This is a genomic window from Virgibacillus sp. JSM 102003 (genome assembly GCF_041949995.1).
GTDB lineage: Bacteria > Bacillota > Bacilli > Bacillales > Amphibacillaceae > Lentibacillus.
On sequence record NZ_JBHFQH010000007.1, the window covers coordinates 15,816 to 39,894 of the forward strand.

At 37.4% G+C, this 24,079-nt stretch carries 27 protein-coding genes and 1 pseudogene; 4 read left to right on the plus strand and 24 right to left on the minus strand.

The window, feature by feature from the left end:
• Positions 1-123: 123 nt before the first annotated feature.
• The 4 genes from ACE1TG_RS09305 to sspO all read right to left on the minus strand — a co-directional run bounded on the left by ACE1TG_RS09305 (position 124) and on the right by sspO (position 3,768).
• The gene (locus ACE1TG_RS09305; RefSeq protein WP_375052098.1) at positions 124-1,314 is read right to left on the minus strand and encodes an HD-GYP domain-containing protein; all 1,191 of its coding nucleotides are present in this window, start codon (positions 1,312-1,314) and stop codon (positions 124-126) included.
• A 242-nt stretch (positions 1,315-1,556) separates the two neighbouring features.
• The gene (locus tag ACE1TG_RS09310) at positions 1,557-2,771 is read right to left on the minus strand and encodes an EAL domain-containing protein (RefSeq protein ID WP_375052099.1); all 1,215 of its coding nucleotides are present in this window, start codon (positions 2,769-2,771) and stop codon (positions 1,557-1,559) included.
• A gap of 129 nt (positions 2,772-2,900) precedes the next feature.
• Entirely contained in the window at positions 2,901-3,560 is a 660-nt protein-coding gene (locus ACE1TG_RS09315) for a reverse transcriptase-like protein (protein ID WP_375052100.1), read from the minus strand.
• Positions 3,561-3,618: 58 nt separating this feature from the next.
• Entirely contained in the window at positions 3,619-3,768 is a 150-nt protein-coding gene (sspO, locus tag ACE1TG_RS09320) for a small acid-soluble spore protein O (protein WP_375052101.1), read from the minus strand.
• A gap of 196 nt (positions 3,769-3,964) precedes the next feature.
• On the opposite strand from sspO, the gene ACE1TG_RS09325 reads away from it, so the two are divergent.
• Positions 3,965-4,822, plus strand: coding sequence for a YitT family protein (locus ACE1TG_RS09325; RefSeq protein WP_375052102.1), 858 nt, complete (start codon positions 3,965-3,967; stop codon positions 4,820-4,822).
• 105 nt (positions 4,823-4,927) lie between these two features.
• Positions 4,928-5,089 carry a hypothetical protein gene (locus ACE1TG_RS09330; RefSeq protein WP_375052103.1) on the plus strand — a complete coding sequence of 54 codons (162 nt, stop codon included), beginning with the start codon at positions 4,928-4,930 and terminating at the stop codon, positions 5,087-5,089.
• Positions 5,090-5,095: 6 nt separating this feature from the next.
• Here ACE1TG_RS09330 and ACE1TG_RS09335 read toward each other — a convergent pair whose 3' ends face one another.
• The 10 genes from ACE1TG_RS09335 to ACE1TG_RS09380 form a co-directional block, all read right to left on the minus strand.
• On the minus strand, positions 5,096-5,890 hold the full coding sequence (locus ACE1TG_RS09335; protein ID WP_375052104.1) for a serine/threonine protein kinase: 795 nt from the start codon (positions 5,888-5,890) through the stop codon (positions 5,096-5,098).
• A gap of 94 nt (positions 5,891-5,984) precedes the next feature.
• On the minus strand, positions 5,985-6,845 hold the full coding sequence (locus ACE1TG_RS09340; protein ID WP_375052105.1) for an alpha/beta fold hydrolase: 861 nt from the start codon (positions 6,843-6,845) through the stop codon (positions 5,985-5,987).
• 28 nt (positions 6,846-6,873) lie between these two features.
• Entirely contained in the window at positions 6,874-7,311 is a 438-nt protein-coding gene (locus ACE1TG_RS09345; RefSeq protein WP_375052106.1) for a GNAT family N-acetyltransferase, read from the minus strand.
• 132 nt (positions 7,312-7,443) lie between these two features.
• A complete protein-coding gene (locus ACE1TG_RS09350) occupies positions 7,444-10,659 on the minus strand; it encodes an ABC transporter permease (RefSeq protein WP_375052107.1) in 3,216 nt (1,071 codons plus the stop codon).
• A complete protein-coding gene (locus tag ACE1TG_RS09355) occupies positions 10,652-11,335 on the minus strand; it encodes an ABC transporter ATP-binding protein (RefSeq protein ID WP_375052288.1) in 684 nt (227 codons plus the stop codon). The genes ACE1TG_RS09350 and ACE1TG_RS09355 overlap by 8 nt, the downstream gene beginning before the upstream one ends.
• Positions 11,336-11,663: 328 nt before the next feature.
• Positions 11,664-12,005, minus strand: coding sequence for a hypothetical protein (locus tag ACE1TG_RS09360; RefSeq protein ID WP_375052108.1), 342 nt, complete (start codon positions 12,003-12,005; stop codon positions 11,664-11,666).
• A gap of 55 nt (positions 12,006-12,060) precedes the next feature.
• A complete protein-coding gene (locus ACE1TG_RS09365) occupies positions 12,061-12,591 on the minus strand; it encodes a GNAT family N-acetyltransferase (RefSeq protein WP_375052109.1) in 531 nt (176 codons plus the stop codon).
• Positions 12,592-13,027: 436 nt separating this feature from the next.
• Positions 13,028-13,423, minus strand: a complete 396-nt coding sequence (locus ACE1TG_RS09370; protein ID WP_375052110.1) for a hypothetical protein — start codon at positions 13,421-13,423, stop codon at positions 13,028-13,030.
• Positions 13,424-13,488: 65 nt separating this feature from the next.
• Positions 13,489-14,136, minus strand: coding sequence for a hypothetical protein (locus ACE1TG_RS09375; RefSeq protein ID WP_375052111.1), 648 nt, complete (start codon positions 14,134-14,136; stop codon positions 13,489-13,491).
• Positions 14,129-14,650, minus strand: a complete 522-nt coding sequence (locus tag ACE1TG_RS09380) for a sigma-70 family RNA polymerase sigma factor (RefSeq protein ID WP_375052112.1) — start codon at positions 14,648-14,650, stop codon at positions 14,129-14,131. Before ACE1TG_RS09380 ends, ACE1TG_RS09375 begins: the two co-directional genes overlap by 8 nt.
• A gap of 184 nt (positions 14,651-14,834) precedes the next feature.
• Here ACE1TG_RS09380 and ACE1TG_RS09385 point away from each other — a divergent pair, with 184 nt between their 5' ends.
• A complete protein-coding gene (locus tag ACE1TG_RS09385) occupies positions 14,835-15,827 on the plus strand; it encodes a DUF3231 family protein (RefSeq protein WP_375052113.1) in 993 nt (330 codons plus the stop codon).
• A gap of 114 nt (positions 15,828-15,941) precedes the next feature.
• On the opposite strand, the gene ACE1TG_RS09390 is transcribed toward ACE1TG_RS09385, so the two are convergent.
• A complete protein-coding gene (locus ACE1TG_RS09390; RefSeq protein WP_375052114.1) occupies positions 15,942-16,949 on the minus strand; it encodes a helix-turn-helix transcriptional regulator in 1,008 nt (335 codons plus the stop codon).
• Between the two features lie 93 nt (positions 16,950-17,042).
• Here ACE1TG_RS09390 and ACE1TG_RS09395 point away from each other — a divergent pair, with 93 nt between their 5' ends.
• Complete coding sequence (locus tag ACE1TG_RS09395; RefSeq protein ID WP_375052115.1) at positions 17,043-17,930, plus strand: SDR family oxidoreductase; 888 nt, start codon at positions 17,043-17,045, stop codon at positions 17,928-17,930.
• A 135-nt stretch (positions 17,931-18,065) separates the two neighbouring features.
• On the opposite strand, the gene ACE1TG_RS09400 is transcribed toward ACE1TG_RS09395, so the two are convergent.
• The 9 genes and pseudogenes from ACE1TG_RS09400 to ACE1TG_RS09440 form a co-directional block, all read right to left on the minus strand.
• Entirely contained in the window at positions 18,066-18,206 is a 141-nt protein-coding gene (locus ACE1TG_RS09400) for a hypothetical protein (protein ID WP_375052116.1), read from the minus strand.
• Between the two features lie 42 nt (positions 18,207-18,248).
• Positions 18,249-18,314: pseudogene (locus tag ACE1TG_RS09405) on the minus strand (VOC family protein); the annotation flags it as partial.
• Positions 18,284-18,526, minus strand: a complete 243-nt coding sequence (locus ACE1TG_RS09410) for a hypothetical protein (RefSeq protein ID WP_375052117.1) — start codon at positions 18,524-18,526, stop codon at positions 18,284-18,286. The gene ACE1TG_RS09410 and the pseudogene ACE1TG_RS09405, both read right to left, overlap by 31 nt.
• A 119-nt stretch (positions 18,527-18,645) precedes the next feature.
• Entirely contained in the window at positions 18,646-19,617 is a 972-nt protein-coding gene (gene uvsE, locus ACE1TG_RS09415) for a UV DNA damage repair endonuclease UvsE (RefSeq protein ID WP_375052118.1), read from the minus strand.
• 307 nt (positions 19,618-19,924) lie between these two features.
• Complete coding sequence (locus ACE1TG_RS09420; RefSeq protein ID WP_375052119.1) at positions 19,925-20,926, minus strand: LLM class flavin-dependent oxidoreductase; 1,002 nt, start codon at positions 20,924-20,926, stop codon at positions 19,925-19,927.
• Positions 20,927-21,009: 83 nt separating this feature from the next.
• Positions 21,010-22,191, minus strand: a complete 1,182-nt coding sequence (locus ACE1TG_RS09425; RefSeq protein WP_375052120.1) for a serine hydrolase domain-containing protein — start codon at positions 22,189-22,191, stop codon at positions 21,010-21,012.
• A gap of 115 nt (positions 22,192-22,306) precedes the next feature.
• The gene (locus tag ACE1TG_RS09430) at positions 22,307-23,176 is read right to left on the minus strand and encodes a phosphorothioated DNA-binding restriction endonuclease (RefSeq protein ID WP_375052121.1); all 870 of its coding nucleotides are present in this window, start codon (positions 23,174-23,176) and stop codon (positions 22,307-22,309) included.
• An 18-nt stretch (positions 23,177-23,194) separates the two neighbouring features.
• The gene (locus ACE1TG_RS09435; RefSeq protein ID WP_375052122.1) at positions 23,195-23,563 is read right to left on the minus strand and encodes a hypothetical protein; all 369 of its coding nucleotides are present in this window, start codon (positions 23,561-23,563) and stop codon (positions 23,195-23,197) included.
• A gap of 50 nt (positions 23,564-23,613) precedes the next feature.
• Positions 23,614-24,042, minus strand: coding sequence for a DUF6884 domain-containing protein (locus tag ACE1TG_RS09440; RefSeq protein WP_375052123.1), 429 nt, complete (start codon positions 24,040-24,042; stop codon positions 23,614-23,616).
• Positions 24,043-24,079 lie beyond the last annotated feature (37 nt).

A 24,079-nucleotide genomic window follows, 5' to 3' on the forward strand; every position in this document is an offset into this window, starting at 1 on the left:
GCTAGTTTTCTAGCATCCATGAAAAATCTTTTTTGAAGATACTAACGGACAAACCAAGGACACCACCAGCATGTCACTTTAATCTTGTTAAGTTTACGGATTTTCATAATAATTTCACCCCCTTTATTTCGTGGTAGCAGCCTCTTCCAAACTATCATCTTTATTATAATAGCTATTGTGATAATCTGCCCAAGATGGATATACTTTCTCAAAAAGATCTACTAACTCAGGATCAAACTGGGTACCCCTTCCGGCAATAATTTGATTATAAGCTTCCTCCAAAGGTAATGCCGACCGATAGGATCTAGAGGAAGTCATTGCATCAAATGCATCAGCAATTGCTGTCACTCTCGGTAGTAGATGTGTCTCTTCACCCATTAAACCATCTGGATATCCTTTACCATCCCAACGCTCATGATGATGATAGATAACATCAATGTTGTCAGCAATCCCTTCCACTTGTTGAACTGCATTCGCACCAACACTTGGATGAGCCTTAATTAGATCGAACTCTTCAGATGTTAGTTTACCTGGTTTAGTTAAGATATAATCCGGAATATGGACCTTACCAATATCATGTAACAGACATGCATAGTAAAAAGATTTTAATTCATCGTCTTGAAATTCCTCAGTTGCGTTCGCTAGAATCATAGCATATCCAGCTACCCGTTCACTATGCCCTCTTGTATATGGATCCTTAAGCTCCAAAGTCGCAATAATTCCTTTCACCATACCTTCCAACTGTTTATCATAGGAACTCTCTACGGCTGAAACATAGCTTAAAAAACGATTTAGCAGAATATAGGCAATCATTGCCAAAATACCTACCATAAGTAATGGCAGTATAACCAGAGGATCTTGTATGGAAAGTCCAACAACTATAAATTTAAAAATTGTACCTAAAAATACTAAATTAAAAAACCTCTTGTTTACAAAGATTGGTGAAAAAAGCACTATAACTATTTCAATTACATTACCACTGCCATAGGGAGCGTCGTTCCCTGAGTATACCCAAATATCATTTACAATATTAAATAGTGTAAATGTTATAAAGTATATATATTTAATTGGCCCAGGGGTATTATTTTTAATTAAATAATAGGATATTGGTAAAAGGAAAAGCATTACTAAGTACATAATGTAATTAAAACCGAATGTAGGTAATCCTAGTCCTGCACTCCAAGGGTTATCAGGCAATATGTAAAAATAAAACACATCATACACAAAATACACGACATAAAACAACCACAAAAACCATATAGTGGTTCGCTTCTCTTCATTTAATAAAGTAGAGCTTCTAAGTTGATTCCGCATTTCGCAATCCTCTCTGAATCTAATATTCAATCATTCTTTTATTTTGATTAAAATCTATTTTAACTAGTTACTTAGTAGTATAAGCGAAGTGTCGAAATATGTAAATAATGGTAGTATGCAAGAAAATTAAAACAATATTTGTAACTATATACCTATCTTAACATAAATTAGCATACTAATATTATCCTATTTACAAATCACCCCAAAAGTTTTTTGAGGTGATTCATCTCTATACAGTACCTTCAGATCAGTAAAAATTCATTTTCGTAAATAAAAGAATAACCTATGTCAATAAACAGAAAATGCTGATCGGTCAATGGGTAACTGAAGGTACGTACCATTTCCCTTGTTTCAATATCAGAGTAAATGTCGGACAACATACCTTTTTTCCATGTTTTCATTTGCATCACATTTTCCAGGAAATAAGGACGAAATGCCCAATTTGATCCTTTTTCATGTGGTTCCTGCTCCCAATTCCCGTCTCTCTTTCGAAAGTTTGAAGAAACCTGCAGACCGTTTCCATTACAAATAAACATACGAAAGCTTTCATTATTAAATTGGTTCGTAATTTCTTCAATAAACGAATCTACCTTATCAGGTCCATCCCATTTGGAAAGTAACTTTTTAATCTTTTCTTCCCATAACAAGACTAAGGATAGCCGTTGCTCCACTAATGATTTCTCACGCTGAATATATGCATCGACTTTTGTTTCAAGATTTAAAGCTAAAGTATCACTCGATGCAAGATTAAAATCTGGTTCTGCCAGGTAATGACCTTGATAGTAACGCCCTCCATGTTTCCAGGCAAAGTGCAGCTGAGAGTCAACCTCAATATTTTCAAACAACATCGCTGCCCCTATACGACGGGCCAACATAGATAATGAATACATAATGTCCTGAAAACCTTCTGTGTTATAGGTACGAATAATTTTAGTATTTATTTTTAAAATATGAGGTTCAATCTGCCGGATTCGGTCAATGTTAGAGCTCTTAGCCCCTACACGATCGATAGCAATTTTAATACCATATGTTTTGTAGTAGTTGAGCAAATGACTAAGAGAATCAAACTCTTCATCGAAATCATGTTCTGTAACCTCTATGACCACTCTATTCATAGCAAATCCTCTTTGCTCAAAGGTAAGCAGCGTTTCTAACAAGTATTCACCATTATCTATCATTAATTGTTTAGCATTTCGGTTAATAAATAAATAGCCTTCTTTGTTTAGCTCCAGCATTTCTGAAACAGCTATATCCAGTAAGTACTGGTCCACTTCAACCTTGAATTCTTCTGGAACTTCGTTATCCTGAAAGAACTCGCCAAGACTTCTCCACTCCTGACCATCCTGAAATCGGCCCAATACTTCATAACCAATCACATCATACCGAACGGCACTGATAATTGGCTGATATACAGGCTTTACCTTCTCTAAATTATCAACAATATCTAACGGATCCATGAGTCTACCTCCCCCCAGTTAATCCTCTATTCTACTGTTATTATAGAACTTTTTGAATCAATTTGATAATTATCTGCAAAGTTCATATGTATTACTTGTCAGGGAGAAAAACAACACATTGAGATATAACTAAGCCTTCACTTCACTCGTACTCGTTATTTCAATTTCCTTTAACGCCTGAGATGCTAACTGATCTGCTTCTTTATTGCCTTTTCTGGAAATTAGTTTGTATTCGGCGTCGATACCGAGATTGCTGACATGACTTTCGATTCGGTCAGCCCACTTGGCTAGTTCCTCTTCGTAACATGGCCAATCCTCTTTCAACTGGTTAATGATAACCTGGGAGTCTCCAATGAATGTAACAGGTAAATGATGGACACCTAAAAGCTCCAACTCCTGTATACCAAGGTGTAATGCAGCATATTCAGCTTCATTGTTCGTTTCAAGCTCCTCAACAAGAGCATTCTTGCGGAGACGATATAACTTGTTATTTTGCTCATAATAAATCGCACAACCCAGGCCTGATTTGTTTGTTTCCAGATCAAATCCACCATCAAAATAAACCGTCACATGATGAGGCTCCGTTTTGATTTCCTCCATCTGTTTCCTTAGTTCCTTCAAATTCCATCTATTTTCATGATGGTCAATAAACTTAAGGTTTTTCATTCGTCCAGTTCTTTCCAAGTCTTCTGCAATTAAAAGTGCCTTTTTCGCACGCATCTCCTCTGAGCTGAATGTTGTTTCCGTTCCCTTGGGTGTTGTATAGGATAATTCAATTCGGACATTCATACCATAATCCCCTTTTAAAGAAATGGGGAATGTAGAATTAGTACATTCCCGAAAACTTTTATTGCCGTTTTTTCGTCTTCTTATTATTTTGTCGTTCAGCTTCTGTTAGCGGCTCATTGGCAAATTCATGATCAAAATCCCTCGACAAGTTTCTTCTTACAGCTTGCTCATCGCTTACGCCACTATCATTTTTCCTTCGCTTACCCATATAATACACCTCCACACACGTAGTTTGGCAACAATAAAGGCTTTATATTCAGGGACATAAGGGACAGGTTCCTTGTCCCAGTAGAATGCGACTTCCCTATAGTCAGAAATTTAGCCGTTTTATGTTCTGTGTTTGTGGGAACATTAATGCATAGCGACGAAAATGAATTGCAGCCCTTAAATTAAGGAGAAAAAGCATGCCAAAACTCATTAGAGACATTTTACTTATTATTATTGGTTCAATGGTCTATGCATTGGCGCTAACAATGTTAGTGATACCAAACCAATTAGCAGAAGGTGGTATTCCTGGTGCATCGATTATTTTACACTACGCATTCGACTGGTCCCCTGGAATTGTGAACTTTGTTTTGACTTCTGTGATTTTGCTGGTTGGATACCGTGTATTACCTAGACGGACGGTTTTTCTATCAGTCTTAACATCACCGCTTATTTCCTTCTTTATTTTTATATCTGAGGGAAAAGCTGAACCATTAGGCGACCCACTCGTATCGGCAATTTTCGCTGGATTTATTATTGGAATCGGTGCCGGATTAATCTTTCGTACAGGCAGCTCCATGGGTGGATCAAGTATTATCGCCCGAATGTTTCATTATAATTTAGGATGGGATTTAACTAGGACAAACTTCGCACTTGATTCATGTATTGTATTATCCGGCCTACTGGTAATCGGCCCGCTGAATACCATGTACACCATCGTTTCTTTATTTGTTGGAAAGAAATCAACAGATCTTATAATGGAAGGTTTAGACACAAGAAAGGCAGTTAGCGTGATCTCTACCCAGGCATCGGTTTTAGCAGACGAAGTAATTAAGGAAATGAAAACAAGTGCAACCGTATTTAAGGGATATGGCGGATATTTAAAAGAAGATAAAGATATGACGTATATCATTATCAATAAATTTCAATTGATGAGACTCAAGCGCATCATAAATTCTGTCGATGATCGAGCTTTTGTAGTTATCCATGACGTTCGCGACGTATTTGGCGGCAGCTTTTCCTGGCCAAAAAAAAGTAAACAGGGACAGGAATATTAACCAAGCTGGGACGATGAACCTGACCCCTCTGTCCCACAAGGAAGAGGTTTTGGTATGTTAAACTAAAGGGAACAACTTTAAGGAGTCGAAAGGAGGTATACGATAATGTTTAAAAAGATTATGAAGCAAATCAAACATTTGTCCGACGGTAGCAGTAAACGAAGACATGGCCACTATAACCGTGGCAGCAGCAGTAACAAACGATATAAGCATAATCCAATGAGTGGAAGCAATCGGTACAAACGAAAAGGACGAAGCAGCAGTTAATCCACTCTAGTCCATTTCGTTTTCATTCGCTTCAAGGGCAGTACGCAAATCCACCGAAATGTCACTTATATCAGAATATGGTTCATTAATACGTAATAACCTTTTCAGTAAATGCACGGTTTCTTTTCGCAATGAAAGTTCTTCTGTCCACGGAAGAGCTTTCTTTTTTTTGGAACTGTACGATGTATAAAGTAAATATAGAAGTACATCACCAACATCATAGTAATCCTGTTGTTTTAACTTAAGGAGGTGATGAGAATCGGGTAGAGTATTCGTGTTTTCTTGTCTGGCCAAGCCAAAATCAATCAGAAAAAGCTCCTCATCCTTTAATATCATATTTGGAATTCGCAAATCCAGATGGAAGATGCTACGACTATGGAGATAATCTACCAATACTAGGAGTTTCTCTATAAAAAGCAAAGCTTCTTTCTCCTGAAAGATTTTATGACGTGCAAAAATCAAGTCTTCCAAATTGTCTCCTGTAATAAAACTCATCGTATAAAAATAATTTCCGCCAGTTGTAAATACCTCATATAACCGTGGCATCCTATTATGGTCCAGTTTGCTAAGTACAGCCAATTCATCATTAAATAAATTAACCTCCTTGCTATTCCGGCGTTTACTTGGCCGGAGCTGCTTTACCACCTTATTTAGCTCCAATTCTAAATCTTTCACAAGATAAACAATACCATAGCTCCCGGCGCCTATTACATGCAAAACGCGATAACGATCGTTTATAACCGCACCTTCCTCAATTGGTATATCCACAAAAAACTGCTTAACCTTTCGAACCATACGCATAAAAGAAACTTTCCTCACCTCTTTAACGGGACAAAGGGGACAGGAACCTTGTCCCGGCCTGGATTTAAAATCACACTCTATAACCTAAGGGTTTTTATTTAAAGGTAGCATATCCCTTCTCGAAGAATTTACCTGATTCCGATTTAAATAATTCTTCCTCTTCCAAGAATGGATAATGGTTACTGTTATGAAAAATAATCAGCTCTGAGTTTGGGATTAATTCATTCATCTCTATCGAATATTCCAATGGGCATTGAACATCATGTTCCCCACAAATAATCAAAGTCCTTACATTACTCATTTCAAGTTTTCTGGTAACATCAAAAATCTGAAGCTCTCGATTAAAGTAATTTAACCGATCAGATGATAATCCCTTATGTATATCCTTACTAAACAAATCATTATAAGTATCAGCTTGCTTTAAGGATAATTTAGTTCTTTCAGCTGAAAGCTCGCTTCTCCTCATTGGGGATAGATCATCACGTTTTAAAATTTCGATAAGCTCTTGCATTTCATCAAACTTAGGATGCTCTGGATTATATATACAATTTGACGAAAATGTGGCATAATCCCTTGCAGCTGCACCCACAATTACGCTAGCTTTTAAACTACTGGAAAAATAGATTCCATACAAAACCCCAAGCACTCCCCCTATTGAATGACCTGCATAACTCCACATCTTATATTGTAATGATGTTCGAATAGCCTCTAAATCCATAATCGTTTCAAGCAAACTAAGCTGATAAGGCGCTGATGCTTTCACTGAGTTTCCAGCTTCCCTCAGGTTAATCAAATAAACCTTATGACTATGGGTGAATGACTCTGCAAAATAATCACCTGTCTCGTTAAATTCAGAATAGTGATGTGTAACACATAGTGGTTCACCACTACCCTTTGTAAAAACTTCAAAACTGCCACGCGAAGTATTAATGAATTCTTTTAACCATGCTCCCATTGTGTTCTCCCTTCAAAAATGGATATAATTAATCTACAGTCCTCTTAAACACATAACTTACTTTATCATAGTCCATTTTCTCTTCATAAAAGCGGTGTGCGTCCTCCCGTTTCAACCCGGATGATAATGCGACACTTTCATAGCCGTTGTCCTTTGACCATTTATGTACATATGAAAGCAGTTTTTCACCATATCCGTTTGAACGATTGTTTTCGCTGGTAACTAAATCACAAACCCAAACAAAACGGCCGTAATAGAGCGTGATCATTGGTTTAAATCCGGTTACTGCAACAATCTTCTCCTGGTCATATAAAGCAAATAGTCTGTACATATCTTTTTCTTGGGCCTCAGTAACTAAATCAAGATATTTTTTTTCATCCAAGTGAGTACGCAGCTGATTCATAACTGGAAATGCTTGAAGAATCTCATTGCGCGATATAAGTTCTTTAATTGTTAATGTGTCCACTTTTACAACTCCTTAACTAGTTTCCTGCTTTCATATTATCAAAGCCAGCTAAATTAATAAATTCGAAAAACAAAACTCTGAATCCCAGAACGGACTCAGAGTTTTATGTTTTAACATGTTATTTTAAATGTTCTATTTAATTTCAACAACAAGTTCCCCTGACCTTGGCATCCAGGAATGATATCCATGCAAAATTAGTCTTTCAGCGTCTTTTGGAACTTCATAGGTTAATAATATTTTTAGTTTTCCCGGAACATCTAAGGATATTTTGTTCCAGTTTACCGCCTCTACTACATCATAATCAACCGCTTCATACTCGTTACCTTGTTCATCGAATAGATGGTAACCAAGATGGGGCTGGTATTGGGTTCCTCCTGATTCACCTCTACGGATCCTCTCAGATAATACAGTAATTAGTTCGGTATCATCACTTTCAGGCTGAATATCTTTGGGGTTGTCAGATGCTATACTAAACGTAACAGACTCTAAACCTGAATCATACGTTTTGCCCAAACTGAATACATCATGAGCATTATCTATTTTATCTTGAATAAAATCTCCTTCAGGTCCATCCTTTCCCACTTCTTCCTCTTGAGGTGGTTCCTTTTCTATTTGCGTGAAACTCTCCTGCACGTCTCCTGTGGTTCCTTCTACCGCTGTTGAATCTACCCCATCCCCTTTAGAAGCAGCCGATTCCTTTACATCTGGAATCGCCTGTGTAAGTACTATTACAATACCCAAAAACAAGCAGATTCCAGTCACACCAAATGCATATTTGAAGCTTTTTTCGGTTTTTTTAGAATTGAATAACCCGCCATTTAGTCCTTGATATGGCTGGGTTTTTCCGGCTTTTCGAGCTGGCAGGATCGCGCCTGCTACTCCCGTGACAATTGGGATCAGAATAGTCACAAGGAAAAATGGAATTTGTTCAACCGGAAATTGCCCATACATACCCCAAATCATACCTAGCGCAATACCTAATCCAATCACCCCGGCGAGTAATCCACTTAACCCGCCTTCGATTAACACAAGCATTCGAATCGTATGGTTTTGCCATCCGACCGCTTTTAATACCGCAAGTTCCGGTTGCCTCTCCGCTACATTTTGCCAAATAACCTCCGCCGTGGTAAGAACCGCAATTGCAATCGCAACGCCCATTGCAACATAATGCATGGTGCCCACTTCCATGGCAACATATTCTCCGAGCCATGTAGTAAACATCGTCCCCCGAAGCTTAAGGGTAATAAATAAAAAGAAAATCAGAAAACTTGTCGGCAGCGCAATCGAGATAATCGATAATATACTGCGTCTCCACTTCGACAGTATGTTTTTTATGCTCATACGGAATATTGATGTCGTCTTAAATAAACGGCTGCCTTTATCAGTCACTTCCCCAGTTTTCATCGTTTCATACGGAGAGATATTACGCACCAATAAACCTGGAATAAACGTACCTAACACATAAATAGTAATTCCAAAAACCCCGATCAGAATCAATCGCAGAACAGATGTCTGGATGTCACCCATCACATAGATAGACCCAAGAATGAGCCAGCTAATCATCGATACACACAGTCCAATAAGCACCGCTTCAATAAATAAAAGTTTCGTTAATTGATTGGGCCTCCAGCCGACCGAAAGTAAAACAGCAAACTCTTTTTTCCTTGCATACATCATAATAATGTTTGAGGAAAAGACATAAACAACTGCTACCAGAATTACACTTCCAATTACACCGGACATTCCAATTTGTGATTCTTTGAAAATAGTAACCGATGAACCTAGTTTAATCCATGGCTGTTCTACCCAGCCCAGGTTTTCTTTTTCCCCTACACCAGGTATGTGGGTCAAGGCAGGCTGTGGAGATGATCCCAAGGTAATATCGGTAATCAGCCCGGTTGTATCTTCAATATCTTGAGCAACTGCCTGAAGAAGCTGTTCACTTTCCTCTGTTAATTCTTCTACACCATTCACCTTGAGACGAATTGCTGAAATTGGTGCATCTCCTAATACTTTTGCCGCAGCTTCTATTGTTGTCAGCATTAAAGGCGGTTTAGTCAAAAATCCATATGGGTTATTAAGTGGTTTCATTTGCTGTGGCGGGTTAACCGGCTTTTCATGTTTGTCCAGTACCCACTTTGCTTTGGAAGGGAAATAGGTTTCCATTGGCAGTTCTGTTAATGGATCTTTGGAGATATCTAACTCTTTTGGATCAAATACCCCCTTAAAGTCTAATTGTAGCCTTGGCCATTTTGAACTGTCTTCACTGAACATGGAAATTGGACGGTACGCATGATCTACAGCGAGTAATGATTCCTCTGGGACAACATATGGTTCTACCTCATAGGCAAATGGCCAGCGATCTCGAAAAGGACTTCTTACTTCCCGGTATTTAATAGAGGACGGTCTGAATGGCATCCAATTAAAGCCCTTTGATGCATAACTTCCACCACTTATTTGATTGACAATCTTCTGGTGAGTATCTTCCGTAGTGTGTATAAACTGATCCACCCGTTTTCCTGGCTGTTTTTCCAGGTAGTCTTCTCCACCATTTTCTTTCACTTTATTCATCGCAGACGATGGATCTTCCTTAAAAGAAATATTTAGTTTTTCAACGGTTGTCGTTCGTTTTCCTTCCACAAATTCCTCATTACTTATGATGACAGGAATCTTTGTATCAAGATTAACCTTTTCCACTTTATCCTCGTCTGACAAGAAATGACTATTACCATCTTTAATGATTGCTTCATCTATTCCTACAAGTGCCGACTCAGCCTCTGGGTCGATGCCAGCAATCAGGACCTCGGTGCCGTATTCAAACATACCATCAAAGTAGGTAACACCATATTCACCAGCACTTGGCTCTTTTATTCCTCCCCATCCTTTTGTAAAATAATATGTGTAATCGTCTGTAATTTGTTCCACACCGGTATTAGTAGTATTTTCTATCGTTACCCGGTAAATACCTGGCTCAGTATATTCAACTCGGTCAAGTGGAATAGCGTTTCGCATATACCCCATCATTGCGATAGGTGCCGCCACTTCAACACCTGACATGGACTTGATTTTTTCATATTGATCGAGAGTAATTCCACCAGACAAACCACTGAGATAATTAGGCTCTAACAGCTTCCTGTCCTCCGTAACGCTGCGTGAATCAGGAGGGCGAACGACAATGTGATACGACGACTTCCAGCGTTTTTGTAATTCATCAACGATTGTTGCATTGCTAGCTTGTGTTATTCCCACTAAATAACTAAGTCCAATACTAACTATAAGTGCACCGATAATCAGCAATAAAAAGCGTTCCTTATTGCGCCACCATGAATTCCATATAAATTTAAGCATAGAGTTCGCTCCTGGTATCGCTGATTATTTTCCCATTTTTCATTTCAACAATTCGATCTGCTCTTGATGCCAATTCATGATCGTGCGTCACATAAATAACGCCGCATCCTTTCTCTTTATTTAGTGTAGTTAAACGGTTAAAAATAATTTCTCCTGTATCAGTATCCAAGTTTCCAGTCGGTTCATCTGCAAGCAGCCAGTTAGGTTCATGAACTAAAGCACGGGCAATCGCAACACGTTGCTGCTCACCACCGGAAAGTTGGGCAGGTAAGGAATTAAATTTATCCTCCAGCCCCACTTGGATTAATAAGCTTTCTGCTCGCTCTTTTTTGTCATACGATACGTTTCGGGAAAATAATGGAGACATAACGTTTTCCAATGCTGTTAAGATAGGCAGAAGGTGGAACTGTTGAAAAATAAAACCGATGTTTTCAAACCGAAAATCTGCTAATTTTTTCTGATTCAACTTATTGATTGGACTGTCCCCATAGAGAATCTTCCCATCTGTTGGCAAATCAAGTGCACCGAGTAAACTAAGCAAAGTTGACTTCCCAGAGCCAGATGGTCCAACTATGGCAACCAATTCACCTTCTTCAAATCGAATATTAATATCCTGTAAAGCATATGTACTAATCCCATCACCCTGAAATTCTTTGTTTACACTTTTACATTCCATTTTGTTTGAAACCACTGACATCCCCCTTTTTGATCCTTCTCTAATTATTTGACGATACACCAGGAATAAGGTCCCAGCATTTCGTAATGACACAATAAATTATAGTTAAATAGCAAACACGGCTCATCTCCAATCCCTAATATAAATAAGCTCTAGTTGCACTGTTGCCGTAAGACAAGAAAGCTTCTTATTGCAAATAAAAAATCTCAGTTCAATTAAATGAGCTGAGATTTCTTTTATTTCAATTGTTTCTTCAACTAGGCACCCAGTAGTGTAATAAAGAATAGAAAAACAATTATAGTATGCCATTCAGTATCTTAAATAATTACTAAATACCAGAATCATAAACTTGATTGTAGACTTTCTTGGCTTCCAATTTAGAATGGGGTACATATACTCTGAAGACCTTATCACCATGTCCAACCGAGTCCATAATTTCAGTTTGTTTGAATTTCTTTTTTTTCGCTTGAATTCCATTTTCATGTAATTTTTCTATAAGGTTACTTATCCGCTGAATTTCAGATTCACTATTACCTTGATATGTTAATGTTTTAGTAGTTTCAATAACCATTTCCATTAATATAGAATAGTTCTTAGATAAATTATATATATGAAGACAATAAATGGAGAATAATACAACACAGCCAGTTATTATTAACCAGGATAACATTTGGTTAACTCCTTTTTTAAAATGATGTAATTACTTTTTTAACAATCACTCATTTTTAACTCATATATTCCCTTTTCAGAACACCCATGGTGATGATGTCGTGCCATTTACCATTTCTATATAAACCCTCTCGCATTACGCCTTCTTTCTCAAATCCAAGTTTATCATAAATATGTATAGCTCGTTCGTTAAGAGAGAAAACCCTAAGTGAAACACGATGTAAATTTAATTCTAAAAAAGCATAATCAAGTAACATCTTCAGAGCTTCAGTACCATATACCTTGCCCCAAAATTCCTTTTCCCCAATATCAATAATACATTCCGCATTTCGATTTTTTGTATCGATATTAATAAGTGACGTTACACCAATTGCAGTATCGCTTTCCTTCTCCTCAATGATATAACTCTTAGAAGATGTAGAATTAAGAATAACCTTTTCTACAAAATTTTTTGTTTCATCAAGAGAATATAAATCTAATGATGTGCTTGTTGTTTTCATTACATCAATATCATTTCTCCAAGAATGATACTTTTCAATGTCACTTTCCACCATTTTTCGAAACTGAAGCCTTTTTGAGCTAAACAAATAATCACATCCCCCTTATATTTTTAGACCTAACTCATATTTTAATCAGTTAAGCACCCTCGCCCTCAATGTGCAAGTAATTTTAAGCGCTACAATGACGGAGGGCTATCAGGCATCGTGTTAGCAGAATTATATTTATGAGTAAATTAGCAGGTAAGAAAATAAATATTAGTCTCACTGCAAAAGAAGATAAACCAAAAAATCCAGCAATACCTCCACCTTAATTTGTTTTGCAAACTAGTTCCCCTTTTGCAAAAAAATATATTCTTTATGTAATAATACTACTCTTCAGCAAAGGAACGACTGCCTATGTTTGTCCAATAACTTTTGTTTTTTAGAGCACCTAGATAAAGATCCCGTGGCAAAAATAATTTGCTGCAATTTTACTATCAAAAACTGACACCTTGCCTAGGGTTAAAATTCCCGCTAATGAAGATCAATAAATCGGTTCTTCCGTTTCCCTATTTAACAGCCATTCTCCATTAGTAAATTGCCAGTTTTCAATAGTAAACAGCCTCGCCAATACTTTCTCTTCTCTTTCTATTAATTGTTCATAAAATACAACTGCATGATTGATATCCTTTAAACGAATAACTCTGTTTTTGAACTTCTTTTTAGCTCCTGAAAGTTGCTTAACAGACTGTTTCATTCCACTTACTGCTTCTTTCTTATTGAAAATATTAGGTTTCTCGTTTACACCATTGAAAAAAATGACATAATAGTCTTCAGTCATTTTCTCTAAAGACGATGTGTCACCTGAAATCATTGCTTTATTCCAATTCACAATAAATTCATCATGCATTGTGGTAAATTCATTTAATTGATTATCCAATTTAAACTCTCTCCCTCTTTTAGTTTGGCCAGTTATAATTTTCTACTCGACTTTATAGAAGCCTTTTATTCATCAAACTCTACGATATAATATCTGTCAAACGTCTCAAAAAAGTTCCAGTCCTCGAATTCGATGTGCCAGCCATCTTCATTTTTGGGGAATACATAGGTGTTGGCAAATGTCACCGTTCCCCCGCCTTGAAAAGTACCAGACTTCCAGCCATCATTCTTTATTATCTTAGTGTCGTATGGGTTCGTTTCCTCACCAGTCGGGGAAACCAAATCAAAAGCAAGCGGGTTAACATCTGAAATTCCAGGAAAAGTCGATGTAAATGTAACAGGAACCGTAAGCACTTTCATCCCTTCACCTACCTTTGTGATGTCAACCGATGGCGGTGTTTTAATTGGATTGCCAAAAACAAGAGTTCTATGCTCCCTATCCCATACTTTTTCACCCAGCTGAAACGTAAAATACTCGTCTTCATTCGCATGATCCTGAGCTGTATTTTCAAAAAAAGGATTTATTAATACAAATAACAAGGATAAGGCGCATGCGAAAATAAAACCATTCCCAATACTTTTATACGTTATTTTATTTTTATTTGGCTTATTACCCTCTGCAATTTTCATTTGAATCGCTCTTTTATCGTCCTCGGTAAAAACCTTTTTTTCTCCCATATATTTGTTCAGACTTTTCTTTACTCCCCTATTCAATGTCCACACCTCCCAGCAGTTTTTTCAGCTTCACTCTTCCACGTTGCAACCTTGTTTTTACAGTGGATTCCTTCACTCCAAGAACTTCCCCAATATCAGCAATCTGCATCTCCTGGTAATAAAATAAAATTATAATTTCGCGGTATTTTATAGGAAGGGAAAGAATTGTTTTTGCTACTAACAAATCCTCGTCATGCTGTATCAGTTGGCTTTCAGGATTATTATCTATAGTAAGTAAATACTTTTCTGGTAGGCTATTAAATAATTTTACTTTTCGAAAATTCCAGGATTTAATATAATCTTTGCATTTATTGATTGCAATACTGCAGATCCATGTTTTTAAACTTGATCTCTGTTCAAATGTCTCTAATTTTAAATAAACGATCACAAAAACATCTTGGGTAAGATCCTCAGCCACAGACCAGTCATGAACATATGTATAAATCAATCTTTTTATCGACTCACCGTATGTTTCCATAATCTCATTAAATGAGATCAAGTCCTCATCTTCCATCACGCAACCACCCCACTTTCTATTTGACGACACACCATACATTAAGGTCTCACTAATACTCAACTAATTTATATCTGACCAATCAACCTGTCCCTTCATACATCCTAGTATAGAAATTAGCTTTTTCCACATAATATCCGTAAGATAATACAATTATCTAGAATCTGTTGGAGGTAATATAATCATGACAACACAAGCGAATTTAACATCATCAGAAGTTGCAAATTTATGGTCTGCTTATAATGATAATTCTGCTACGGTTATCAAAATGAACTATGTACTGGCTATTATGGAAGACAATGAAATACGCCCTATTGTAGAAAAAACACAACAATTCGCAGAACAAAATATTGAACAAATTAAACAAATTTATCAAAATGAAGAACATGCAATTCCTAAAGGTTTTACAGATGCAGACGTAGATTTAACGGCACCACGTCTTTTTGCAGATTCTTTCTTTTTAGTTTTTTTACAAAACAAACTCACCATGAACTTAAATTCCTATACAGTAGGACTTACGCATTCAACTCGTTCTGATATACGGGACTTCTTCACACAAGGTATAGATACTTCTGAGCAATTGTTTAATGAAACAACCGATTTAATGCTCTCAAAAGGTATCTATGCAAGATCACCATTTATTCCAGTACCCAAAACAGCGGATACAGTAGAAAGACAAAATTTCTTAACAGGTTGGCTGGGAAACCGCAGACCTTTAACCTCAATCGAAATTGACCAATTGTTCTTTAATATCCAACGTAATGCTGTTGGTCACGCATTACTAATCGGTTTCAGCCAAGTTGCCAAAGCAAAAGAAGTACGGGAATATATGCGTCGTGGTGCAGATATTGCAGAGAAGCACATAAAGGTTTTGAACTCTGTTTTAATGGAAGAAGATTTGCCTGCATCATTGATTTGGTCTTCTAATATCGAGGAAACAACAGCCTCACCCTTTTCAGATAAATTATTGATGTTTGAAGTTTCTGGAACTACACAAGCAGGCGTCGGTTATTACGGCCAATCATTGGCTGCCGCTCAAAGGCGCGACTTAGGATCCCACTACATGCGAGTGTTAACAGAAAGCTTAGAGTACGGTGAAGACGGAGCAAATCTCAGCATTAAACACGCATGGCTGGAAGAACCACCACAAGCAGTAGACAGAAGAAGAAAAGTATAGCGGGACAATGAGGGACAGGAACCTTGTCCCGCTAACTTGTGTTTTTTGCCTATATTCTGTTTGTAAACATTACTGCTCCACACGGTATTGAACAAAACTCCATGGTAACCCCTGTCAGAACTTATAACCTGCCTGGGACAAGGGACCTGTCCCTACTGTCCCGCTGTAAAGCTCCAGAACTTCATTTGCCTTTTTTGCTAATATGCTCTGTAAATGCACCGGTGAATTAACTCTTATTTGGTTGCCAAATCCGAGGATGAAATTGACTGCTTCTTCTTCAGTTGGAAATTCAAGACTTAACTGTACCCATTCATTGTTTGACTCCTTCGTTGATTCATGTAAGTGTCTGACAAAACGGCCCGTGAACATAATCCGCTTAATGATTTGTCGCGAGACTTCAACCTCCACTTGATATGCAGGCAAATTCTGAATAAACTCTCTCTTGGATTCTTGCCAGTACTGTGACAGGATAAATCCATCAGGTCTAGTAAATGACTCTTCCAATACAGTAAAATTTATTATACGTGAGAGCCTGAAATTTCGATATGAATTTCGAGAATTAATAGCGATTACATACCACGCACTTCCTTTTAAGACTAATCCAAGTGGATTTATTATGTATGTTTTCATTTCATTATTCGCTTGTTTATATTCCATTGTTACTTTTTTATTTTCCATAACAGCTTGTTGGATAGGTTCCATAGATCTCATATTTTGTTGTAATCCACGCCATGTATCTGTGTCGATATATATGCGCTCCCATAAGTTGGCAGCATTTTGCCGTACATGATTCGGTACGGATAACAACAATTTTTGTTTCATCTCATCTGTCGATATATTCAGATTTAAATCTGATAGAACTTTTTCAGAAGCTGGCAGGAATAAAGATATAATCTCCTTTTCTGTTAACCAGCTCAGTTTATTTTTCCACTCATCAATAAGACGCCATCCACCTGCTTTTCCTCTTTCAGAAAATACTGGTATTCCTGCAACACTTAAGGATTCCATGTCCCTATGAATAGTTCTATCCGACACCTCTAATTCATTAGCAAATGTCCTGGTAGAAATCGTTTCTCCATGCTGCAGTATTATAAGTATTCTTATTAAACGCTCAGCTTTCATAAGTCCACTCCTAAAATTATTTTTCAATCATGACAAAAGGTGTCATATTAAATAGTATATAATTTTAGTAACTGATTTGAAAGGGATGATTATATGAGTACGTTAAAAGGAAAGATCGCGGTTGTTGCTGGTGGAACTAGAGGAGCAGGACGGGGAATTGCTAGTAAACTGGGTGAAGCAGGTGCGACTGTTTATGTAACAGGAAGATCCACCAGAGAAGAAATGTCACCAATGCAAAGAAAAGAAACAATTGAAGATACTGCTGAATTAGTTACGGATGCTGGTGGCCACGGCATCCCTATACAAGTCGATCACACTGAGGAAAATCAAGTCGTGGACTTATTCAATCGCATTAATAAAGAGCAAAATGGACAGCTTGATATATTAATTAACGACATTTGGGGAGGTGACCCACTTACAAACTGGGAAAAGACATTTGGCGAGCATGACTTGCAGGACGGATTGCAAATACAAAAACAAGCAGTTCAATCACACATTATTACTTCTCATTATGCAGTCCCGCTAATGAAGAAAAACAACAAAGGATTAATCATCGAAATTACAGATGGTACAGACTATACATACCGTGGAAACTTTTACTACAGTCTAGCTAAAGTATCTAACATTCACATGGCACTGGCGATGGCTGCTGACCTTAAAGACCATAAAATAACATCAGTCGCAGTAACACCTGGATTCCTCCGTTCAGAAGCGATGCTCGAATTGTTTGGCGTAACAGAGGAAAACTGGCAGGAAGGTGCAAAAGTAGAAAAGCATTTTATTGCCTCTGAGACTCCTTTTTATATCGGAGAAGCGATAAAACACCTTGCCCTAGACCCAGATGTTAACCGATTTACTGGTAACGTTTTAAGTAGCTGGCAACTCTCCGAAATATATAATTTTACAGACATTGATGGAACGCAGCCACATTGGGGTAATTACTTCGAGGAAAACGTAAATAAAAACGAGGTTGATTTCTAAACAGTGGCACTTGTAAGTTACAAAACTGAGGTTCCAATTAAATGTTACGCAACACGTAAAAACGGCTTGGAGAAATATCCAAGTCATTTTTACTTTCTAATATCTGTTGTTTAATTAAGTACAGTTAATAAAACCCTATTCTCCTTTAGCCTCCTTCAACGCTTTTATATTAATTTTCTTCATTTGCAGCATTGCTGACATAACCCTACTTGCTTTTTCAGGGTCTGGATCTTTTAACATTTCTGTTAAGACCGTCGGGACTATTTGCCAGGACACACCAAACTTATCTTTAAGCCAACCACACTGTTGTGCCTGTTCATCCCCGCCTTCAGAAAGATTATCCCAATAGTAATCTACTTCTTCCTGTGACTCACAATTGACAATAAATGAAATTGCTTCATTCCGTGAATTTCAAACCCTTCTTTACCATAGTAACTAATATCGTCAATTATAGAGTTTTCAAAAATTGAAACATAATACCTCGTAGCCTGTTCTGCCTGGAATTCAACCACAGATTTGGTGTGATTTTTTGAATTTTGTTTGCCATTTTCTCCCTCCCATAAGAAATAATTTTGTTTAAAGCTTACAACAGCCATTTCTTCTCATTTACTAAATTATTTCTATTTAAAATCATTAATTCCTTTAAAAAATGTCACGGGTAAAAAGAAAAACACCTCCTGTTTAAAGGAAGGTGCTCAATGTAGTACAATTCTATCTACGTAATATGAAAACTACCTCCATCCACGATTTCGATTTCAGGATACTTTTTTATATCATCCATTAATTTAAATAAAGCAGCGTCTTTCTTTTTCGCTTCAATCATACAGTCAATTTTTGAAACAGTTCCTTTTATTTCCCGTAAAAAATCCATAAACATTGCACTGTCCACATAGTCAGAGTGGGCGCGAAATTGTTTATCTGACTTGGGACTTGAAATATGCATTTTCACAGGTAATGTCGAGTGCTCCCACGTCTGAACAATGCGCTCCCAGTTCTCACGCCAGTTTTCTGTTTCTGTGTGATTTGCAAGGTAATGGTGATAATCAAATACCATCGGAACAGCAAGCTTCTCACTTAGATATAAGGTATCGGAAAGTGTGAAGACTTTATCGTCATTTTCCAGAATGATCATGCTCTGTAAGTCAGGCGACACAAATGCCCAATTATGAATAAATTGCTCGAGCGCTTTTTCTTTATCTCCATATCCTCCGCCAACGTGCAGTACACAGCGATGTTCAGGATTAACTCCCATTCCCTGCAACAGCCTATAATGCATACGCAGACTTTTTATCGAATTTTTTAAAACATCTGGTCCAGGCGAATTCAACAGTACAAAATGATCAGGATGAAAGTCGACCCTGACAGTAGGATTACGTGTGAGAAATTTTTGTATTTCTTCCAATGATGATCGCACGGATTGAATATAATCCCAGTCTTTGAGATCAGGGTGAGTAGCCAAAGGGATAAGCTTAGAGGATAGACGAAAAAAAGCAATATCATGTGCCAAATTATGTCGCAGCAATCTGAGGCAATTATGTAAATTCGTTTCTGCGATTTGCTCCAATTTCCGGATAGCCGCATCCCTATCGTCTAGTTTTGAAAATCTGGTGTACGTCATCGTTTTGGACGGTGAAGCATTTTCTAAATGCACGCTCATAGCAACATAACCAAGACGAACATAAGTCAATCAACTCATCCCCCTCCTATTTAATCCATACTCCAAAATAGGTTGTCCAATATAACGAATATTACTCTAGGTGGGACATTAGGGTCAGGCACCTTGTCCCGCCGATAATCCTCTAGAAAAAAAGTAACCGCCCCCAGTACCAATGGCAAGCGATTACTTCTTATGCTACAACATCATATTGGTCAACCGCTCTTTATGCGGTCTGTAGTTGCAGGTATAGTAGTTATAGCTACTCGATACCTTATTCTAAAAAGTATATAGATTTATACTGTCAATATATTTGAAGATGTTCACTTCATTCCCTACATCATCTTTCAATATCAAACGCTTCTGCAAGCAACCGGTAAGAATGCACCTTGGCTTCAAAATCATAAATGTTTGTTATGATCATAAATTCATCAGTCTGATAAAACTCACTGAGGCGATTCAGTTCTTTTTTTACCTTTGCCGGTGTTCCAATAATACAACGCTCTCGGTTTTTCTTGATTTCGTTTAATTCTTCATCGCTGAATTTTTTCTTCTTTACTTCCTCAATCGAAGGAACCTTTGTATCGGCTCCCTTACCAACACTTAATAGCCACTTGTCCTGACTCAACGCCAGTTCTTCTGCCTGTTCTTCCGTGTCAGCGCACACGACAAATATACATACCATCGATTTGGGTTGATCAAGGCTTGGCGAGGACTGGAAATTACTTCGATATGCTTCCATAACTGCTTGACCATTCGCTGGTTTAATAAAATGCCCAAATACGAAACCAAGTCCTAATTCAGCAGCATTCTTAGCACCTCGTTCCGACAGACCCAGCACCCATATTGGGGGTACATTATCCAACCGCGGAGCCGCTTTTACCATGCGATACGGATGCTCTTTTGGTAACGTATTATGCAAAAAACCTTGCAAATCTGCTAACTGTCTTGGGAAATCTCGCAAGCTTTTATTCAGGCTATCGGTCAATGCTAACCGGGTAGTCTGTGATCCACCCGGGGAACGTCCAACTCCCAAATCGATTCTATCCGGAAAAAATGCCTCAAGCGTTTTAAAATTCTCCGCCACTTTATACGGAGCGTATTGGGGAAGCAGTACTCCCCCTGAACCAACGCGTATTGTTTCTGTATGCGATGCAATCCGTGTAATCAGTACTTCCGGCGATGTGCTAGCCAGCCCATTTGTATTATGATGTTCAGCAACCCAATACCTTGTATACCCTAACTCTTCTGTTATTTTTGCAAGCTTTAATGTATTATTCAGCGTCTCTTTGGCATTGGAATTTCTTGATATTGGTGCCTGATCCAATACACTTAATTTCATCTGAGCTGTCTCCTTTCACATGCTGTTACATTCATTACATCGAGCTTTCCCTTTTACTGGTGAATGCATTCTAGCAATATCTCCTAATTTACTGACGGAATAATATACTTTTCTAATAGTGGGTCAACATCCATACCAGATGAGGTTTGAACAACAACAAGGTCCAATTCCGGAACAACAACCATGTACTGCCCATATAATCCCATGCCCCTAAACGTATCATAACCGTTTACCTGTTTTAACCAAAAGAAATAACCATATTTATCCCCATCAAAGTTACCGTTCGTATCACCGTGAGGAATCGTGCTTTCCTTCACCCAGCCTTTAGGCAGTATTTGTTTATCTGCCCATTTTCCATCATTTAAATATAAGTATCCAATTTTGGCAACGTCTCGCGGTTTCATTAACACACCAGTACCTCCAAGTGACGTGCCAGAACGGTCAGAAGGCCATTCAACATCTGAGATACCTAGCGGATTAAACAATTTTTGCTGTGCATAATCGGAAAGCTTATCACCAGTAGCTTCCTGAACTATTTTTGATACAACTCTAGCATCACCAGTACTATAATTCCAGGATTCTGGATTTTCACGTACTGAACGATTAAAAATAAAGTACGCCGGGTTTTCTCCCACCATAAATTCCTTCCAAGCATCTGATTCGTAAAAACCTTCTTGTGTTTGTTCAGGGAAATCAAGTCCAGACTTCATCGTTAAAAAGCTTTCAATCGTAAGCTCTTTTTTCCATTGGTTTAAGTCTGTTAATTTATCTTCCTCCAGATAGTTAATTGCTTTATCATCAACACTGTTAATTTCTTCCTGGTTTATTGCAATCCCTACTAAAGCAGAGGTTAAACTTTTGGTAACTGAATATATTGGATGAGGCGTTTCTTCACTATATTTCCCTCCGTATTTCTCAGCAACGATATATCCATCTTTCACAACGATAAAACCCTCCATCGGTATGTCCTCATCCTCAATTTTTTGGAACATATCAATTAATAAAGAGCTATCCATAGAAACGCTTTCGGGCGAGGTTTTCCGCCATTCCTCAGTTGGCCAATAAGACACAATTTCCACATTCTTCTGTGGTACCCCATTTGTGGGTCCATTACTTGTTTCATCTAACTTCGAATTTTCATCACTTACATTCTCTGTTTTCATACGATTTGTATCTTTTTTACTGCTAGCTTCATTATTGCTACAAGCCGTAACAATAAATAATACGGATAGTAATAAAAAAGTGATACGACCTATTCTCTTCACATTTCTCCCCCTATTAAGTTTTAATTCGTACTTAATTAATTCTACTTATATGAAAAAAATCCTTCTTTAAAAAACACTAACCCGCTTTAGGCTAGTGTTTTTGTGGTGGATAAATCTAAATAATGTATCTTTTCGGTCCCTTAAATACTTCACGCACATGCCAATCTAAATAAGAATTATTCGGGTAGTATACCTGTTCAATTGGTTTTCTTATAATCAGACCATGATAATCTAACAGCATTTCTTTAAAACCATTAGTTCCATGGGCATCCTGGGACACGATCAATTTTCGATCTTTTGAAATCGTAAACACACCTCTATCAAACAGCTTATGGTGTAGTGAGCAAAGGGCTAATCCATTTTCTTCTTGATCAGGTCCACCTGCCTGGTGCCATTTTATATGTGCGGCTTCAATCCCTACCAATGTATGTGCAAGCCGAACGTTAAATCCACAGACAGCGCAGCTATATCCATATGCTCTTAGTATTTTCTCCCTAAAATAAGGATCACGTTTCTTCCGCTTATAAAAATTAAACTCTAAACCAACTGTTTCAATAATATCTTCATGAATGGTATCCGGAAAATGTTTATCTAAGATGGATTGGGCGATTTCCTGCAATAGATTCGGGTTTTTAGTTAAAAGATTATAAACCTCACGAGTAAATCCACCTGCAATGTTATTAGTAAGCAAATATTTGTTACTAGGGCTCTGATAATTCACTGCACCATTCAATTCCCAAATCCCATCCTTTTTCAATCGTACGAATGGTTCTTCTGGATGATAGGTTTTCCGTACAGGACCAAATTCTCTTAACAGCTCCATTAATTTATTTCTTACAAATTCATAGTGTAGAAATCTTGAATTAGTGGCCTGAATCTGGCTAAGAGCAAATAAAATTAACAGCGGTTTATGTGGGGCCCGTTGATCTCCTTTTTTCCAAATAGTAAGATTATCTATTCTTTCTTTGAGTTCGAAAGCATCCATTAATTATTACACCACCCACTACTTAAGAATATGGATACAGGAATTACTTCTGACTTTCTTATCATATGAATTAAGTAAACCGATCAATTTATCCATATACATATTTTCGTCTTTAGAACTAGTAGGAAGTTTTATAAACCATTTTGTAAGAACTTTTTCAGTATCAATACCTGTCTTTCCTTTTCCACGGTTATATCTAAAAGTGTTCATATTTTTATAACCAATATATTTACTTGGACCGAACATACCTAGGCTAGAAATGTAATACCAATGCTTAAACATTGTTAACTGACTAACAACATTCGTCCCCTCTTCTAAATCTTTATTAAACTGCTTTACATTAATGATTACTTCATCAATCGAAGTAACTAACTCTGCTCCCTCCATAAATATCTCTCCCCCCTCACTATTTTCAACAGCACATCTGAAAAAACCTGTTAATCATCATTACTTAAGGCCTGTTTATAAAACCGAAGTTGCTTACCTATTGGTAATCCTTGTACCGGTATACGACAAATAAAACCCTCTGTTTTCAGTAAAGGAATAAGGTACTCTCGGTATTTGGAGCCTGCATAAAAATCAAATTCACAATCACTTAATGTCCTTAATTGAAAAAATACATTATACGACCACACTTTTCGCTGTTTGGCATCCATAGACAATAATGTAATATCATAGGGGTCTATTATTGTTTCTTTATTAAGCAAACCATGCTTAGCAGATAGGATAAACCAGTTATCATATTCTTGTTTTTCAATGTATGAAACAGCTCTTGTAAAAAGATTAGAAGTACGATACATTTTCTTAGCTTGACACGGATATGTTTGTTTACTTTTTGTACAGCTTATTAAAGCAATCCTCCTCATAAAATCCCCCTGATTATTTTTTCCATCAAACTAGACA

Coding starts and splice junctions, on each gene's coding strand:
- ACE1TG_RS09380 (WP_375052112.1), bottom strand. CDS start 14,650: ATGGAAGATGAGGACTTGATCTCATTTAATGAGATTATGGAAACATAC.
- ACE1TG_RS09430 (WP_375052121.1), bottom strand. CDS start 23,176: ATGGATGCTTTCGAACTCAAAGAAAGAATAGATAATCTTACTATTTGG.
- ACE1TG_RS09310 (WP_375052099.1), bottom strand. CDS start 2,771: ATGGATCCGTTAGATATTGTTGATAATTTAGAGAAGGTAAAGCCTGTA.
- ACE1TG_RS09360 (WP_375052108.1), bottom strand. CDS start 12,005: ATGTTATCCTGGTTAATAATAACTGGCTGTGTTGTATTATTCTCCATT.
- ACE1TG_RS09390 (WP_375052114.1), bottom strand. CDS start 16,949: ATGAAAGCTGAGCGTTTAATAAGAATACTTATAATACTGCAGCATGGA.
- ACE1TG_RS09420 (WP_375052119.1), bottom strand. CDS start 20,926: ATGAAATTAAGTGTATTGGATCAGGCACCAATATCAAGAAATTCCAAT.
- ACE1TG_RS09395 (WP_375052115.1), top strand. CDS start 17,043: ATGAGTACGTTAAAAGGAAAGATCGCGGTTGTTGCTGGTGGAACTAGA.
- sspO (WP_375052101.1), bottom strand. CDS start 3,768: ATGGGTAAGCGAAGGAAAAATGATAGTGGCGTAAGCGATGAGCAAGCT.
- ACE1TG_RS09355 (WP_375052288.1), bottom strand. CDS start 11,335: ATGGAATGTAAAAGTGTAAACAAAGAATTTCAGGGTGATGGGATTAGT.
- ACE1TG_RS09435 (WP_375052122.1), bottom strand. CDS start 23,563: ATGGAGGGAGCAGAGTTAGTTACTTCGATTGATGAAGTAATCATTAAT.
- ACE1TG_RS09440 (WP_375052123.1), bottom strand. CDS start 24,042: ATGAGGAGGATTGCTTTAATAAGCTGTACAAAAAGTAAACAAACATAT.
- ACE1TG_RS09335 (WP_375052104.1), bottom strand. CDS start 5,890: ATGCGTATGGTTCGAAAGGTTAAGCAGTTTTTTGTGGATATACCAATT.
- ACE1TG_RS09305 (WP_375052098.1), bottom strand. CDS start 1,314: ATGCGGAATCAACTTAGAAGCTCTACTTTATTAAATGAAGAGAAGCGA.
- ACE1TG_RS09350 (WP_375052107.1), bottom strand. CDS start 10,659: ATGCTTAAATTTATATGGAATTCATGGTGGCGCAATAAGGAACGCTTT.
- ACE1TG_RS09410 (WP_375052117.1), bottom strand. CDS start 18,526: ATGGCTGTTGTAAGCTTTAAACAAAATTATTTCTTATGGGAGGGAGAA.
- ACE1TG_RS09330 (WP_375052103.1), top strand. CDS start 4,928: ATGTTTAAAAAGATTATGAAGCAAATCAAACATTTGTCCGACGGTAGC.
- ACE1TG_RS09325 (WP_375052102.1), top strand. CDS start 3,965: ATGCCAAAACTCATTAGAGACATTTTACTTATTATTATTGGTTCAATG.
- ACE1TG_RS09340 (WP_375052105.1), bottom strand. CDS start 6,845: ATGGGAGCATGGTTAAAAGAATTCATTAATACTTCGCGTGGCAGTTTT.
- ACE1TG_RS09315 (WP_375052100.1), bottom strand. CDS start 3,560: ATGAATGTCCGAATTGAATTATCCTATACAACACCCAAGGGAACGGAA.
- ACE1TG_RS09385 (WP_375052113.1), top strand. CDS start 14,835: ATGACAACACAAGCGAATTTAACATCATCAGAAGTTGCAAATTTATGG.